This is a genomic window from Syntrophotalea acetylenica (assembly GCF_001888165.1).
Lineage (GTDB): Bacteria > Desulfobacterota > Desulfuromonadia > Desulfuromonadales > Syntrophotaleaceae > Syntrophotalea > Syntrophotalea acetylenica.
The window spans coordinates 2,568,629-2,584,277 of record NZ_CP015455.1 but is presented as its reverse complement, the minus strand read 5'-3'; the positions used below and the strand labels follow the sequence as shown (position 1 = coordinate 2,584,277).

At 56.4% G+C, this 15,649-nt stretch carries 15 protein-coding genes; all 15 read left to right on the top strand.

The window, feature by feature from the left end:
* The first annotated feature begins 5 nt into the window (after positions 1–5).
* Positions 6–1,022 (top strand): DNA-directed RNA polymerase subunit alpha, encoded by a 1,017-nt coding sequence (locus tag A6070_RS12035; protein ID WP_072285987.1) that lies wholly within the window; start codon positions 6–8, stop codon positions 1,020–1,022.
* Positions 1,023–1,063: 41 nt separating this feature from the next.
* A complete protein-coding gene (rplQ, locus tag A6070_RS12030) occupies positions 1,064–1,525 on the top strand; it encodes a 50S ribosomal protein L17 (protein ID WP_072285986.1) in 462 nt (153 codons plus the stop codon).
* A 142-nt stretch (positions 1,526–1,667) separates the two neighbouring features.
* Positions 1,668–3,149 (top strand): anthranilate synthase component I, encoded by a 1,482-nt coding sequence (gene trpE, locus A6070_RS12025; RefSeq protein ID WP_072285985.1) that lies wholly within the window; start codon positions 1,668–1,670, stop codon positions 3,147–3,149.
* 1 nt (position 3,150) lies between these two features.
* The gene (locus A6070_RS12020; RefSeq protein WP_072285984.1) at positions 3,151–3,717 is read left to right on the top strand and encodes an anthranilate synthase component II; all 567 of its coding nucleotides are present in this window, start codon (positions 3,151–3,153) and stop codon (positions 3,715–3,717) included.
* Positions 3,718–3,741: 24 nt separating this feature from the next.
* Positions 3,742–4,800, top strand: coding sequence for an anthranilate phosphoribosyltransferase (trpD, locus tag A6070_RS12015; protein ID WP_072285983.1), 1,059 nt, complete (start codon positions 3,742–3,744; stop codon positions 4,798–4,800).
* Positions 4,797–5,588 (top strand): indole-3-glycerol phosphate synthase TrpC, encoded by a 792-nt coding sequence (gene trpC, locus A6070_RS12010; protein WP_072285982.1) that lies wholly within the window; start codon positions 4,797–4,799, stop codon positions 5,586–5,588. The genes trpD and trpC overlap by 4 nt, the downstream gene beginning before the upstream one ends.
* A 90-nt stretch (positions 5,589–5,678) precedes the next feature.
* Entirely contained in the window at positions 5,679–6,320 is a 642-nt protein-coding gene (locus A6070_RS12005; protein ID WP_072285981.1) for a phosphoribosylanthranilate isomerase, read from the top strand.
* A 178-nt stretch (positions 6,321–6,498) separates the two neighbouring features.
* Positions 6,499–7,794, top strand: a complete 1,296-nt coding sequence (locus tag A6070_RS12000) for a DEAD/DEAH box helicase (RefSeq protein ID WP_072285980.1) — start codon at positions 6,499–6,501, stop codon at positions 7,792–7,794.
* Positions 7,795–7,853: 59 nt separating this feature from the next.
* Positions 7,854–8,465: a uracil-DNA glycosylase gene (locus tag A6070_RS11995; protein ID WP_235605459.1), complete on the top strand. Its 612-nt coding sequence runs from the start codon at positions 7,854–7,856 to the stop codon at positions 8,463–8,465.
* Between the two features lie 175 nt (positions 8,466–8,640).
* Positions 8,641–9,489: an acetyl-CoA carboxylase, carboxyltransferase subunit beta gene (gene accD, locus A6070_RS11990; RefSeq protein ID WP_072285978.1), complete on the top strand. Its 849-nt coding sequence runs from the start codon at positions 8,641–8,643 to the stop codon at positions 9,487–9,489.
* A 3-nt stretch (positions 9,490–9,492) separates the two neighbouring features.
* Positions 9,493–10,761, top strand: coding sequence for a bifunctional folylpolyglutamate synthase/dihydrofolate synthase (locus tag A6070_RS11985; RefSeq protein WP_072285977.1), 1,269 nt, complete (start codon positions 9,493–9,495; stop codon positions 10,759–10,761).
* A complete protein-coding gene (locus A6070_RS11980; protein WP_072285976.1) occupies positions 10,758–12,857 on the top strand; it encodes an LPS-assembly protein LptD in 2,100 nt (699 codons plus the stop codon). Before A6070_RS11985 ends, A6070_RS11980 begins: the two co-directional genes overlap by 4 nt.
* Before the next feature lie 147 nt (positions 12,858–13,004).
* Entirely contained in the window at positions 13,005–13,310 is a 306-nt protein-coding gene (locus A6070_RS11975) for a ComEA family DNA-binding protein (protein WP_072285975.1), read from the top strand.
* Between the two features lie 85 nt (positions 13,311–13,395).
* Complete coding sequence (locus A6070_RS11970; RefSeq protein WP_072285974.1) at positions 13,396–13,752, top strand: FtsB family cell division protein; 357 nt, start codon at positions 13,396–13,398, stop codon at positions 13,750–13,752.
* Between the two features lie 231 nt (positions 13,753–13,983).
* Entirely contained in the window at positions 13,984–15,648 is a 1,665-nt protein-coding gene (gene argS / locus A6070_RS11965) for an arginine--tRNA ligase (RefSeq protein ID WP_072285973.1), read from the top strand.
* Position 15,649 lies beyond the last annotated feature (1 nt).

Sequence of the window (15,649 nt, the reverse complement as noted above, 5' to 3'; positions counted from 1 at the left end):
TGTGAATGTACAAAAACTGGAGAGATCTGATCAAGCCTAAGCGCCTCCAGGTTGATGTGGACTCCTTGTCGGATACCTATGGCAAGTTCACGGCTGAGCCTTTCGAGCGGGGATTCGGCACCACCTTGGGTAATTCCCTGCGGCGGGTGCTGCTCTCGTCTCTGCAGGGTGCGGCTATCACCTCGGTCAGGATAAAAGGGGTACTGCATGAATTTTCCAGCATCCCGGGTGTTACCGAAGATGTCACAGATATCATCCTGAATCTTAAAGGGGTGCTGCTCAAGCTGCACGGTACGGACAGTCGCAACATCCGGATTGTCAAAAAGGGCGCTGGCGTCATCACGGCAGGTGACATTATCACGGATTCCCATGTGGATGTACTCAATCCCGACCATCATATACTGACTTGCGGCAAGGATGCCGATCTTGAAATGGATATGGTCGTCGCCATGGGCAAGGGCTACGTGCCGGCTGAACGGAACCGGGATGAGAAGGCTCCGGTGGGAACGATCCCCATCGATGCGCTTTTTTCGCCGATTAAAAAGGTCAATTTCACGGTTACCAACGCCCGTGTCGGACAAATCACCGACTACGACAAGCTTAACCTCGAAATCTCCACGGACGGAAGCGTGCGTCCTGATGACGCGGTGGCTTTCGCTGCTAAAATTCTCAAGGAACAGTTGCAGATTTTCATCAACTTCGATGAAGATACGGAAACGGTTGTCGAAGAGGAGAGTGAAGAGAACCGCAAGATCAACGAAAATCTGTATCGCTCCGTTGAGGAACTGGAACTTTCCGTGAGAAGTGCCAACTGCCTGAAGAATGCCAATATTCACCTTATCGGCGACTTGGTGCAGCGGTCCGAAGCTGAGATGCTCAAAACCCAGAACTTCGGGCGAAAATCTTTGAACGAAATTAAGGATATACTGGCCGATATGGGGCTTTCACTCGGTATGGCTCTCGAGAATTTTCCCGATCCTGAATATCTTAAAATGATTCAGGAAGGGAAAGAAGATCTATGACGGCCCAGATTACGCATTGATAAAGAAAGGACCGTTGAACCATGCGTCACAATAAATCCGGTAAACGGCTCGGGCGCAATTCCAGTCACCGTGCTGCCATGATGCGCAACATGGTCACTTCGTTGCTCGAGCATGAAAAGATCACCACGACCGATGCGCGTGCCAAGGAATTGCGCAAGGTGGTTGACCGAATGATCACCCTTGGTAAACGCGGGGATCTTCATGCCCGGCGACAGGCCAGCCAGGTGATTCGGGAGCGCAAGGTTGTAGGGAAGCTGTTCGAAGTTATCGGCCCCCGCTTCAAGGACCGCCCCGGCGGTTATACGCGCATCATCAAGTTGGCTAACCGCCTTGGCGACAACGCTTCGCAGGTTATCATCGAACTGGTCGAGGAAGAGTTTTCCGCCAAGGTGCGAAAGACTTCCCAGCCTGCTGCCGAGGTGGTGGCAGCTGCGGTTACCGAAGCGGCCGATGCTTCGTCCGATGAAGAGACCGCAGAATAAGCAGGATTCGGCAGGGTTGCCGCTAATTGAAACGAAAAAAGGCAAGGAGTGAGCTCCTTGCCTTTTTTCGTTAAAGGCTGAGTCGGCTTGACCCATTCGATTGCTACATGCTAACCTGTGCCATTCGACTTTCGGAGGGGGCATGTATTATCCAGGTCTAGATGAATTCCGCCAATATGCCCGTCAGGGCAATCTTATTCCTGTTTATCGGGAAATACTTGCCGACATGGAGACACCGGTGTCGGCGTTTCGCAAAATCGATGATCAAAAGACCGGCTTTTTGCTGGAAAGTATCGCCGGAGGCGAAAAATGGGCGAGGTATTCTTTCCTTGGTAGTGGTCCATGTAAGATTTTCCGGTGCCGCGGACGGTACTGGGAACTCCACAATGGCGATAGCCTCATCGATGCAGGGGAAAGCGACAAACCACTGGAAATCCTGCAAGGATTGCTGCAGCAGTTCCGCCTGGTGCCGGTTCAGGGTTTGCCTCGTTTTTTTGGCGGACTGGTAGGATATTGCGGTTACGATACGGTTCGTTACTTTGAAGACCTGCCCGAGGTTGGTTGTCGAACCATCGGCACCGACGATGCCTGCTTTATTCTTACAGAAAAACTGCTTATATTTGATACCCTGCGCCAGGTCATCAAGGTTGTCTGCAATGTACACGTTGAGGATGGAGGTAGTGTCGAGGACGCCTACGCGCACGGTATTGCCGCCATCGATGAACTTGTGGGAAAATTGCGCCGGACCTTGCCTGCCACTGTCCCGGGTGGCAGCATGCAACCTGTCGAGTTTACATCCAACTTTACCCGCAAGCAATTCGTCCAGGCTGTGGAACGATGCAAAGAGTATGTCCGGGCCGGCGATATCATTCAGGTGGTCCTGTCCCAGCGGTTTTCCGGAAAAATAGGTGACTGCGAGCCTTTGGATATATACAGGGCCTTGCGCACGCTGAATCCCTCTCCCTACATGTTTTTTCTGCGCTTTGGGGAAACCCTGGTGATTGGTGCCTCTCCCGAAGTGCTTGTCCGCAAGGAAGGAGACATGGCCGAAGTTCGGCCCATTGCCGGGACCCGCCCGCGCGGGCGCACCCCGGCAGAAGATCTGTCGCTGGAACAGGAACTGCTCGAGGATCCGAAAGAACTGGCCGAACATATTATGCTGGTTGATCTGGGTCGTAATGATCTCGGTCGTGTCTGTTGCCCCGGGTCGGTGGAGGTCAGCGAATTGAAAGTCATTGAGCGCTACTCCCATGTCATGCATATTGTATCCAATGTCCGTGGCAGGCTTGCCCAGGGTCTGAACGCCTTTGATGTGTTGTCGGCGACTTTTCCCGCTGGAACTTTGAGTGGCGCGCCCAAAATTCGTGCCATGGAGATCATTGAGGAACTCGAGCCTTGCCGTCGCGAGATATACGGTGGTGCGGTAGGGTATTTTTCCTTTTCCGGCAATATGGACATGGCCATCGCCATCCGTACGCTGGTGGTTCATGATGGAAAAATTCATCTGCAGGCCGGCGCCGGTATTGTAGCCGATTCCGATCCCGAGTCCGAATATCTGGAAACGCTGAACAAGGCACGAGGTGCCATGAAGGCTGTTGAAATGGCTTGCAGGGGGCTCGATTGACATGTTGTTGATGATCGATAACTACGATTCCTTCACCTACAATCTCGTGCAGTACTTCGCTGAACTTGGCGAGGAGGTTGAGGTGTACCGCAACGATCAGATTGATATTGCAGGGATTATTCGGCGGCGGCCCGACCGGTTGGTGGTTTCTCCGGGGCCATGTTCTCCCAGGGAAGCCGGCATTTCGGTTGAAGTTATCCAGCAACTTGCCGGCAAACTACCGATTCTGGGAGTTTGTCTCGGTCACCAGTCCATCGGCTATGCCTTCGGTGGAAACATCATTCGGGCCGGATGCCTCATGCACGGCAAGACCAGCCCCATCCATCACGATGGTCGGGAACTGTTTGCCGGTTTGCCTAATCCGTTTGACGCGACCCGCTACCATTCCCTGGTCATCGAGCGTGCCACCTTCCCCGATTGTCTTGAGATCACGGCATGGACCGAGGACGGAGAAATCATGGGGTTGCGCCATCGCCAGTTGCCCCTGTGGGGCGTTCAGTTCCACCCCGAGTCCATCCTTACCGTGGCGGGAAAGGATCTGCTGCAAAACTTTCTGCATCTTGGATGATGCTGTATTCCGAGGCTCGCTGCTATGATCAAACAGGCTATCGCCCGTGTCGTTGAAGGGGAGAATCTCAGCGAAGCGGACATGATTGAAGTCATGAACCTGATCATGGGGGGGGAGGCGACCTCCGCCCAAATCGGGGCTTTTATCGTGGCACTGCGCATGAAGGGGGAGACGGTCGATGAGATTACCGGTGCGGCCCGGGTCATGCGTGACCATGCGACGCCGGTAAGGGTCGGCAAGGTACTGGACATCGACCGCGAAGAGATCAATCTTGATCAGGAGACCATGTCAGCTGTTCTCGATACCTGCGGTACCGGCGGCAGTGGCACGAAATCCTTCAATATTTCAACGACGGTTGCGTTTGTCGTGGCCGCCTGCGGCGTGAAAGTCGCCAAACATGGCAACCGCAGCGTTTCTTCGCTGTGTGGCAGCGCCGATGTGCTGGAGGCCCTTGGCGTCAACCTGGATGTCAGTGCGCAAACGGTGGAACATTGTATCGCCGAGACCGGCATCGGTTTTCTATTCGCGCCGGCTTTGCACGGGGCCATGCGTTACGCCATAGGCCCGCGGCGGGAAATCGGCATCCGTACGATTTTCAATATTCTCGGCCCTCTGACCAATCCGGCTGGTGCCGACCGCCAGGTGCTTGGAGTTTACAAGGACGACCTGGTGCCCACGCTTGCGGAGGTGTTGTGTCGGCTGGGCTGCCGACGGGGATTTGTCGTCCACGGGCTGGATGGCATGGATGAGGTGACCCTCACCGCTGGGACGCGTGTTGCCGATATTGACGATGGCGTTTTTCAGCTGAAAACGATCACCCCTGAAGACTTTGGCCTGAAGCGCTGCCGCCTTGAAGATCTGACCGGAGGCGATGCCCGGTGCAACGCCGAGCTCGTGCGTGCGATACTGCGTGGCGACAAAGGTCCCCGGCGCGACATTGTCCTGTTGAACGGTGCTTTTGCGCTGGTTGCCGCCGGCATGGCCGATTCCATCGGGAAAGGCCTGTGTATGGCCGCCGCCGCCATCGACGAGGGCCGGGCAATGGAAAAACTCAACGCATTGATCAGGATGACGCAGACGTGATACTCGACAAGATACTGACGCATAAGGCCGGGGAGGTTCAGGCGGCCCGGCAGGTGCTGCCGCTGGCGGATTTGCAGGCCCGGCTGCAGGAATGCGACGCGATTCGACCTTTTTCAGAAGCTTTGCGAAGGCGGGCTCAGAATGGCACGGCGGTAATTGCCGAGGTTAAAAAAGGGTCACCTTCCAAGGGCGTGATCCGCGCTGATTTCGACCCCGTGGATATCGCATGCCGTTATCAGCGCGCGGGGGCTGCCTGCCTGTCCGTGCTCACCGATGCGAGGTTTTTTTTCGGGAGGATCGATTATCTGGCCGCTATCCGGCATGCGGTCCGACTGCCCTTGCTGCGCAAGGACTTTATCATCGATCCTTACCAGGTTTATGAGGCTCGGATATGTGGTGCCGATGCCATTTTGCTGATCGCCGCCGCGCTGGACGATGGGGCCCTGGCCGATCTGGCCGGTCTGGCCGCGGAGCTGAAAATGGACGTGCTGCTGGAGGTGCATGACCAGGCGGAGCTGGAGCGTGCGTTGCGGGTGCCGACGCCGATGCTCGGCATCAACAACCGGAATCTGAAAACCTTTCATACCGACCTGGCGGTGACGGAGCGACTTTTGCCGAGCGTCCCGGCCGACCGGCTGGTGGTCTCCGAGAGCGGTATACATTGTCGTGAAGACATCTGTCGTTTGCAACGTGCTGGTGCCGATGCATTTTTGATCGGCGAAAGTCTGGTGCGCGAACAGGATATTGAAGGCAAGCTGGCTATGTTGCTGGGCGATTCTCTCGCTTGAGGACTGCCCGGCACAGATTTGTAAGGGAGGCCGGTTCGGGCGTCGCGATCGACACCGCCTGTCGCTTCGGGCCTCTGAAGGTGAAAAAACGTGAATCCGACCAGGATTAAAATATGCGGCATAACCCGCATCGATGACGCAATACATGCCGCGCGTTGTGGTGCCGATGCGCTCGGATTCGTGTTTTATGAACGCAGCCCACGCCATGTTGAACCGGCGCGGGTGCGGGAAATTGTCGAAGCACTGCCGCCTTTCGTGACAACTGTCGGGCTTTTCGTGAATCGGGAGGTCGGGCAGGTGCGGCAAATTGCCGATTTCTGCGGGCTGGATGTCATTCAGTTGCACGGTGACGAGTCCCCTGCCATCTGTCGTCAGCTGGCTCCCTATCGGGTAATCAAGGCGTTGCGCTTGCGCGATGAAAAAATCCTGGACCGGCTGGACAGCTATCCCGCGAGGGCGATTCTTCTCGATGCATACGTTCCGGACCAGTTCGGCGGTACCGGGCATCGCTGCGATTGGCAGCTTGCGGCACGGGTCGCTCGGGAGTATCCCGTTATCCTGGCTGGTGGCCTCGATTCAGATTGCGTGGCCGAAGCGGTAGCCAGGGTACGGCCGTATGGCGTTGATGTCTCCAGCGGGGTGGAGCAGGCACCCGGCATCAAGGATCCGCACAAAGTGGCGGCCTTCATTCATAAAGTTAAAAGCGTTCGCAATTGCGGCGCATCAGCATAGGGTGAACGCCCGGTCTGTACCCACCGGAAATCGGGCTGCGATCACTTCCCGCCGAATAATTTTTCCACCCGGGGCGATGATCGGCTGTCCAATGGGTTCTCTTTTCTAATCCTTCATATCTCAAACACAGGAAGCTTTTCCGTCCATTTCGGGCGGAGGCCAGCCATAGGAAAATTTTATGCAGTTTACCGAACTCGATCTTCCCCAGCAGGTGCAACAGGGCATCGATGCCATGGGTTTTACCGTCCTGACTCCAGTGCAGGAACAATCCATCCCTCTGGCGCTCGATGGCAAGGATGTGGCCGCGCAGGCGCAGACCGGCACCGGCAAAACCGCCGCATTTCTGATTTCCCTGTTTGCCCGGTTGATTGCCGAGCCCTGTCCGAAACCAACGGCGCCGCGAGCGCTGATTCTTGCTCCTACCCGGGAATTGGTTGTGCAGATTGCCGAAGATGCCACCGGACTTGGGCGCTTCAGTAATTTTACCATTCAACCGATTTTCGGCGGTGTCGATTATGAAAAGCAGCGACAGGCCCTGCACGGCGGCGTGGATATCATCATCGCAACGCCTGGCCGTCTTATCGATTATGTCAAGCAAGGCGCCGTTTCTCTGGGCAGTATTCAGACTCTCGTCATAGACGAAGCGGATCGCATGTTCGATATGGGATTTATTCGGGATCTAAGGTATATTTTGCGTAAATTGCCGCCCTTCGAACGTCGACAGACCATGCTTTTTTCAGCCACTTTGTCCCAGCGGGTGATGGAACTTGCCTATGAGTTCATGAACCTTGCCGAAAAAGTCAAAGTGGCGCCGGAAATGGTTACGGCCGAACAGATTGAAGAGGTGCTCTACCATGTTGCGCGCCGTGAAAAGTTTGCCCTGTTGATGGGGCTGCTGAAAAAGGAACCGGCAACCTGCGTGATGCTGTTTGTCAATACAAAACGGGAAGCCGAACGTCTGTCCGGTCGTTTGCGGGCCAACGGCTTCAAGGCTGCCCTCATCTCCGGTGACATCCCCCAGAAAAAGCGGATGCGCATCCTGGACGATTTCAAGGAAGGCCGCATTCATTTCCTCGTCGGCACCGATGTGGCGTCCCGGGGGATCCATGTCGACGGCGTTACCCATGTCATCAATTACGATCTGCCCCAGGACCGTGAAGACTACGTGCATCGCGTCGGGCGCACGGCGCGCGCGGGTGCTGCCGGCAAGGCCATCAGTTTTGCCGATGAGGATACCGTTTTTTACCTGGCCGACATCGAAGACTATATTGGCCATCGGGTTCCCTCCGTGTTCCCCGAAGACAGCGATTTCTGCCATGATTTCAAATCCTACACACCTGCGGCCAAAAAGCCCGTCCGGCCCCGCGGAGGGGCCCCTGCCGCAGGCGCCGGCAAGGACAGGCCACGGCGGCGGCGCCCGTCAGGGCGAACCAGGAAGACCTCATCGCAGGCTTCGGAAAAAGACAAGCCGTGAGCGGTTACGATCTGGAAAAACTTTCGGATTGTAGCCGTTGTCCCAGACTGGCTGGTTATATGAGCGAACTTGAGCCGGCGAAGGGGCGGCAGCGCGTGGAATACTGGAATCGGCCAGTGCCCGGGTTCGGTGATCCCGCCGCGCGGGTTTTCCTGCTGGGCCTGGCGCCGGGTGCGCATGGCGCCAACCGTACCGGCCGGCCGTTTACCGGGGATGGCGCGGGAGATTTCATGTATCCGTTGTTGCATGCCGCAGGTTTTGCCAGCCAGCCGCAAGCCGAACACCCCGGAGACGGACTGACGCTGCAGGATCTTTATATCAGCAATGCGGTTAAATGTGTGCCGCCACAAAACAAACCGCAGCATATCGAATTCAGACAATGCCGGCCCTTTCTGGCCGCGGAACAGAAGCGCCTGAAGAATCTGAAGGTGGTAATGGCTCTGGGCCGTGGGGCTTTTGACAGTTACCTGCGTCTGTGCCAGGAGTCCGGAATTGTTGAGCGAGCTGCCGATTATCCCTTTGCGCATGCAGCATGCTACCAGTTGCCGACCGGGCTTTGGGTCGTCGCCTGCTACCATACCAGCCGCTACAATGTGAATACGGGGCGGATCAATGCAAAGATGTTCATGGATTTGCTTCGGCAGGTACGTATTCTGGCAGAAAACGGTTGAAATCGCTTTGAGTCTTTCATAAAGTTACGTTTTTTGACTGATCAGTGCGGGAGTTGCCATTCGACCGGAGGGCTCCCCCGGTGGCCCGATGCGGGATCCGGGGCGCTGTCTGCCGATTCCGAAACTCATCGTTTCGCATCCGGACACCTGGATAGAGACGACAACGAGGTGAGAGATGGCCTGGTTTAAAAAATCAAAGGCGCCAATTGTGCCTGTCGAAAGCAAAAAGGTTAAAATGCCTGAGGGGGTCTGGCGAAAATGTCCCCATTGCAATGAAATTATTTATGCCAAGGAGATCGAACGCAATCAGAACGTCTGTCCCAAATGCGATTACCATTTTCGGATTTCGGCGCGTGAGCGTATTGCCCTGGTATTGGACGATGGTTCCTTTGCCGAACGCGATGCCGCCATGCGTTCCGTCGATTTTCTCGACTTCAAGGATGGCAAGCGTTATCGGGATCGCATCGGTTCGGCCATTAACAACAGCGGCCTGAATGACGCCGTGATCTGGGGCGAGGGAACGATCGACTCCCTGCCGGTGGTGATCGCCGTATTCGACTTTTCCTTCATGGGTGGCAGCATGGGATCCGTGGTCGGTGAAAAAGTCACACGGGCGGCGGAGAAAGCCCTTGAAAACCGTTGTCCCTGCCTGGTTTTTTCATCTTCCGGTGGCGCGCGCATGCAGGAAAGCATCATGTCGCTTATGCAGATGGCCAAGACCAGTGCGGCTCTGGCCCGGCTCAAGGAAGCCGGCCTGCCTTTCGTTTCGGTTTTGACCGACCCGACCACCGGCGGCGTCACGGCGAGTTTCGCCATGCTCGGCGATATCAACATGGCCGAACCCCGCGCCCTGATCGGGTTTGCCGGCCCGCGTGTTATCGAGCAGACCATCCGGCAGAAACTGCCCGAAGGTTTTCAGCGATCCGAATACCTGCTGGAGCACGGCATGGTGGATATGATCGTGCGCCGTCCCGAAATGAAGGCGCGCCTGTCGCAGATACTGCATATTTTCATGAAGCAATAACCTATGGATTATCAACAGAGTCTGGATTACCTGTATGGTCTGCAACGCTTCGGCATCAAGCTGGGACTGAGCAATATCCAGACCCTGCTGACCCGCCTGGGGCACCCGGAGCGGACGATGCGCATCGTCCATGTGGCCGGCACCAATGGCAAGGGTTCCGTATCGGTGGCCACGGCCTTGATGCTGCAGTCGGCCGGGTTGCGCACCGGATTGTATACCTCCCCCCATCTGCATTCCTTTACCGAACGCATACGGATCGACGGTCGGGCGATCCCCGAACCCGATATGGTGGCGCTTGTCGATCTGGTGCGCGCCGTGGTTGGTACCCTGCCGGTTACCTTTTTTGAATTTACAACTGCCATGGCGCTGCTGCATTTTCACCGTGAAAGGGTCGACTTTGCGGTGCTGGAAGTCGGCATGGGGGGACGCCTCGACGCCACCAATGCTGTAATGCCCGAAGTCAGCGTCATAACTCCCGTGTGTATGGATCACGCTGAACATCTTGGCCCGGACCTGGCCGCTGTCGCCGGGGAGAAAGCCGGCATCATCAAGCCGCAGGTGCCGGTGGTCATAGGCCCTCAGCAACCTGAAGCCAAACGTGTCCTGTTGGCACGGGCCGAGCAAAGCAATGCTCCGGTCTGTCTTTGGAATCGTGATTATCGGATTGTCGAGCATCCGCCGTGCTTCGATTTTCATCATGCCGACCTGGTTGTCGAGAATCTGCGTCCCGGTCTTGAAGGGGGCCATCAGCGCCAGAATCTTGCGGTCGCGCTGGCTGTCGCCACAGTGTTGCGCGATCACGGCCTGCCCTTGCCGGTAAAGGCTTTGCGCGACGGGGTGGAAAACGTGCGTTGGCCGGGCCGGCTCGAATGGTGGCGTGGAGATACGGATGTGTTGCTCGACGGTGCGCACAACCAGGGCGGGGCCCTGGCTCTGGCGCGTTATCTTGAGGATCTGGGCCTTGGCAAAGTGCGTTGGGTGGCGGGGATCAAAGCGCCGAGAAACCCCGATGAGCTTCTTGCCCCGTTGCTTCCCCATACGCTTCGCTTGTATGCGACCGTGCCTCCGGTTGCCCCCTCGGTCGAACCCGATAAACTGGTTCAAATAGCGCGTCGCGCAGGGGTTCCTGCCGCTGTCCATGAATCTTCTGCCGAGGCTGTGGCAGCGGCTCTGGCCGATTGTGAAAAGGGGGAAGTTGTGCTGGTGGCGGGCTCCCTGTTTCTGGTTGGCGAAGTGCGGGATTTTTTGATGAATATGGAGAGGACCCGGTGAAAGACTTTTTCCCTGTTATGAAAGTGGCGGTGCTGCTACTGGCAAGTATCCTGTGCGGCAGTGGCCCTGCCTGTGCCGTCGAGGAAAAACAAGCTCCCCTGCCTATTGCGCTTGAAGCCGATGAACTGGTTTTCGATCAGAAGGAAGGGGTTTATCAGGCCCAGGGGGATGTTCATCTGCGCCGGGGGGAAGCAACCCTTGCCGCGGACCGCATGCAATTCAATGAAGAAACCGGCGATGCCCAGGCCTTTGGCAATGTGCGGTTGCTGGATCCGGAAGCCGTGGTTAGCGGCGAGGCTCTGACCCTCAATATTGACAGCGATGTCGGTTCGGTTCGCAATGGGCGTATTTTCCTGCCGAAACCGAATTTTCACGTGGCGGGCAGCGAGATCGAAAAGCTCGGAAAATATCAGTACCGCATCGCCGATGGCACTTTTACCACCTGCGATGGCGAACGTCCTTCCTGGAAATTCAGTGCCCGGCAGCTGGATGTGACTGTCGGTGGTTATGCCTGGGCCAGGCACGTATTTTTCCATATTTACGATGTGCCCGTATTATATCTTCCGGTCATGGGCTACCCGGTCAAGGTCGAGCGGGAATCCGGCTTTCTGACTCCGCGCTTCGGCCTGTCGGACAAACGTGGCACGGAGCTTTCCCTGGTCTATTATCAGGTCCTCGACCGCCACATGGATGCGACCTTTTTTCTCGATTATTATTCGCGGCTCGGTGTGGGTAAAGGGGTAGAGTACCGATATTTCCTGGGACACGACAACGATGGCCAGGCCAAGTTGTACCATGTGTCCGGTCTGGACGGGAACAGCGATCAGGTTGCTCTTGCCTGGCAGCATATGGGGACCTTGCCGGGGCAGATATGGCTGACCGCGGATGCCCAGTATGTCAGCAGCCGCCGCTATTTTTCCGATTTCGGTGAGGTGGCCGGTGAATATAATCGCGCTCGTGCCGAATCGGTGATCGCCGCCAGCCGGCATTGGGGCAATGCCAATCTTGCCGGCCAGTTCCGCTACCTGCGTCAGTTGAATGAGGACGACGAGGAACTGCCGGTTGATGACGATCTGACTTTACAGCGCCTGCCAGAGGTGCGCTTCGATATCTTGCGCCGCCGGTTTGGCTACACACCGTTTTATTTTCGACTCGATTCTTCAGCTGCGTATCTTTGGAAAAAACAGGGAGAGAAGGTCGGTCGCATCGGCTTGCGCCCGGAAATATCCGCGCAATTCAATCCGGGCGGCTGGCTGGAAATCGGGGCCTCCATGGGCTATCTCGAGAGAGTTTATGCCTGGGATGGCGAGCAGGAACACAAAGGTGTGCCGGATGCGAGCCTGCGCCTCGGAACCCGCCTGAGCCGGGTTTATGCTGTCGATGGTGAAGTCGTCCGTAAGCTTCAGCACGTGCTGCAACCCGAAATTATCTACGAATATGTGCCCGGCGTCGATCAGGAGGATCTGCCTCGACTTGAGTTTGAGGATTTCATCGGCCGGCGCAATACTGTCAGTTACGGCCTGGTTAACCGCCTTATCGCACGACAGGAATCGGAACAGGGCCAGGTTGACTATCATGAATACCTCTATCTGCGCCTGGCCCAGGAGTACGATATTTCCCGATCCGATCACAGCGATCTGCTGGCGCCGCAGCGGGATGAAGCCGAGCGCTGGAGTGCTCTGCGTACCGAACTTGTCGTCCGCCCGACGCGGCACAGTTACCTGGATATCGATTCGCGTCTTGCCACCAGCGGCGGCGGTCTGGCAACCTTTCATGCCGAGGGTGGACTGGAGGACGGCCGGGGCAATGGCCTGGCGCTGCGGTATCGATACTGGCGTGACGAGCAGGAGTATCTGAGCGCCAACCTGGATTTGGCCTGGCTTAAACCTGTTTATATCAACTACGAACAACGTTATTCGCTCGACTCGAGCGTAACCCTGGAAAATGTTCTCAATCTGGAATACCGTGCCCAATGCTGGAGTCTGTTTCTATCCTGGCGGGACCGCCGCGATGAGCAGGAAATATCATTCAGCTTTGCTCTGACCGGCATCGGCAAGACTTCGCATCCAGGCAGCCGGCTGGATGAAACCTTGTAATCGGTGCCTGTAGCGTGCCTTCTCCTTGCAGAAGATGTGTAAAATTTCATTGACGGATAATATGAAAAGATGTTAACAACAATGTGCCCGTTTATATTTCTGACGGGCATGCGGGCTGTCGGCATCTATCAACCGTAAGGAGGCACGATGAAAGTACTGGTAAACTGGCTGTTGGTGGTGGTATGTTTTCTCATTGTTGCACCCGGGGCCGCTTTTTCAGCTCCGGCCGCATCCGAGAAAGCGCCGTCGGCGGCTGTATCCATGGTCGCCGTCAACAATGCCGGCGTTAAGCAACTGCGGGCCCTGCCCGGTATTGGCGCGGTGACGGCTCAGCGTATTGTGGATTACCGTCAGGCGCACGGCCCTTTCACCAGGGTGGAAGATCTGCTTAAAGTCAAAGGCGTCGGAAAACAGACCCTTGAAAAGATTCGCGGGCGGATTTCCCTGAACTGATTGTTTTCCAAATGCCGGCATCCATGGATGCCGATCCGGCTTTTATCTGGTAAACTCTGGTGCGAGCCTTGGCAGGAGCACGCGCATGGCAGCCACTAAAAATACATCCAGCGAAAGTGGTTCGGGCCGTCGGATCCCATGGCTGCCTGTGTCCATCATTCTCTTTATTCTGGCGGCTGCGCTGTTTGGCGAAAAGGGTGTTCTGCGCATGTTGCAGTCGCGTCGACAGAAAGTCGACCTGGAGCAGCAGGTTGCCGAAAAACAGAAGACAATCAGCGACCTGAAGACCGAAATCAGCAAACTCAAGACAGACCGCATATATATTGAAACTCTGGCCCGCAAGGAGTTGGGCATGGTCGGTGACGGGGAGATCGTTTACCAGTTTCCCGGTGAGGCCCCCCCGTCTTCCGGTACGGCAGGCAACTCTGGAACTTTACCCTGAGATGGGCTTGCTGCGAAAAGGAAAAAGCTTCACCCGGCCTCGGCCGGGTTTTTTTATGGGCATAGCACCGGCTTGACAGGAGCGTAGCCGCAAGGCTAACATACGACGTTTGAAAATGCGGCCCGGCGGGCGCCGCAAGGACTTTTCCCGCGGGTTTCTACCCATGCCGGAGAGGACAATGGGGCAGCATCTCCGCGGCCTGTAAATATTCCCATACAGAAAGTAGCTTTCATGAAAGAACGGTTGCGTCAGTACATTGGTCAGGCCTTGCAAACCTGCTTCGATCAGCAACAGCTGCATTCCGGGCAGATCCCCGAGATCGGATTGGAAGTGCCGGCCCATGCCGAGCACGGCGACTTTTCCACCAACGTTGCCATGATCCTTGCAAAAGCAGAAAAAAAAGCTCCGCGCAAAGTCGCCGAGGCCATCGTGGCGGCACTCGGAGAAGGTGCTGGAATGTGGAACAGGGTCGACATCGCTGGCCCGGGATTCATCAACTTTTATCTCTCGCCACGATGCTGGTTCGGGGTCCTCGACGAAGTGGTGCGCCAGGGTGAGCAGTACGGCCGAACTCATTCCGGCGCCGGGCGCAAGGTTCAGGTTGAATTCGTCAGTGCCAATCCAACCGGGCCTCTGCATATCGGACACGGGCGGGGTGCGGCTACTGGCGATGCGGTGGCCGCAGTGCTCTCCGCCGCCGGTTATGAGGTGCAGCGCGAATACTATATCAACGATGCCGGTAATCAGATGCTGACGTTGGGGCGATCCCTCATGTTGCGATATCTGGAGTTGCTCGGTGAGACGGTCGATTTTCCGACGGATTGTTACCAGGGTGTTTATGTTATCGATCTTGCACGGGAAATTCTGGAGCGTGAAGGGGATCGTCTACAGCATTTGCCCGAGGAAGAAGCCCTGCGTTTTTTCGCGGAACAGGGCGGCGGAAAGATTCGTGAAGGCATTGAGGAAGACCTGGCGGCCTTCGGAGTGCGCTTTGACAACTGGTACAGTGAACAGAGCCTCTACGATCGGCAGTCAGTGGATCGAGGCATCGCCCTTCTCAGGGAGCGTGGCCTGACCTACGAAAAGGAAGGGGCAATCTGGTTTCGCACCACGGATTTCGGAGATGACAAGGACCGCGTGCTGGTGCGTTCCAATGGTGTCATGACCTACTTCGCCTCGGATGTGGCTTATCATAAGGAAAAATTCGAGCGCGGCTTTGATATGGTTATCGACGTCTGGGGGGCTGACCACCACGGTTATGTTCCCCGCATGAAGGCTGTGCTTGCCGGCCTCGGACGCAATCCGGAGGATCTGCAGATTATTCTGGTACAATTGGTCAATCTGTTGCGGGATGGCCAGCAGGTCGCGATGAGTACCCGCTCCGGTGAATTTGTAACGCTGCGCGAGGTTATCGACGAGGTTGGCCGAGATGCCTGCCGGTTCTTTTTTCTGATGCGCCGTTCCGATAGTCAGCTCGATTTCGATCTTGAACTGGCAAAAAAACAGAGCAACGAAAATCCGGTATTTTATGTTCAGTACGCCCATGCCAGGGTCTGCAGCATCAACCGCAATGCCGTGGAGCAGGGTCTGGCTGTTCCGGAGATGGGCAAGGTTGATTTCGAGGTTCTTGCTCTCGAGGATGAGCTGGCGCTGGCCAGGCTTCTGTCTCGCTACCCCGAAGTCGTCGATGGGGCCGCTGCACAATTCGAACCCCACAGGGTGGTTTTCTATCTCCAGGAACTGGCTGCGCGCTTTCACAGTTATTACAATAAGGGCCGGGTGCTGGTCGAGGATCCCGAAGTTAGCCGTGCCCGGCTCTATCTGGTCAATTGTGTGCGGATTGTTCTGCGTAACGCGTTGCTCTTGCTCGGAGTTTCCGCTCCCGAGCGGATGTAGA

What these genes read in the sequence shown, in the direction of transcription:
- A6070_RS12000 (WP_072285980.1), top strand. Translation starts at nt 6,499, where the DNA reads ATGCAGTTTACCGAACTCGATCTTCCCCAGCAGGTGCAACAGGGCATC.
- trpD (WP_072285983.1), top strand. Translation starts at nt 3,742, where the DNA reads ATGATCAAACAGGCTATCGCCCGTGTCGTTGAAGGGGAGAATCTCAGC.
- A6070_RS11970 (WP_072285974.1), top strand. Translation starts at nt 13,396, where the DNA reads ATGGCAGCCACTAAAAATACATCCAGCGAAAGTGGTTCGGGCCGTCGG.
- A6070_RS11995 (WP_235605459.1), top strand. Translation starts at nt 7,854, where the DNA reads ATGAGCGAACTTGAGCCGGCGAAGGGGCGGCAGCGCGTGGAATACTGG.
- rplQ (WP_072285986.1), top strand. Translation starts at nt 1,064, where the DNA reads ATGCGTCACAATAAATCCGGTAAACGGCTCGGGCGCAATTCCAGTCAC.
- A6070_RS11985 (WP_072285977.1), top strand. Translation starts at nt 9,493, where the DNA reads ATGGATTATCAACAGAGTCTGGATTACCTGTATGGTCTGCAACGCTTC.
- A6070_RS12035 (WP_072285987.1), top strand. Translation starts at nt 6, where the DNA reads ATGTACAAAAACTGGAGAGATCTGATCAAGCCTAAGCGCCTCCAGGTT.
- accD (WP_072285978.1), top strand. Translation starts at nt 8,641, where the DNA reads ATGGCCTGGTTTAAAAAATCAAAGGCGCCAATTGTGCCTGTCGAAAGC.
- argS (WP_072285973.1), top strand. Translation starts at nt 13,984, where the DNA reads ATGAAAGAACGGTTGCGTCAGTACATTGGTCAGGCCTTGCAAACCTGC.
- A6070_RS11975 (WP_072285975.1), top strand. Translation starts at nt 13,005, where the DNA reads ATGAAAGTACTGGTAAACTGGCTGTTGGTGGTGGTATGTTTTCTCATT.
- trpE (WP_072285985.1), top strand. Translation starts at nt 1,668, where the DNA reads ATGTATTATCCAGGTCTAGATGAATTCCGCCAATATGCCCGTCAGGGC.
- A6070_RS12020 (WP_072285984.1), top strand. Translation starts at nt 3,151, where the DNA reads ATGTTGTTGATGATCGATAACTACGATTCCTTCACCTACAATCTCGTG.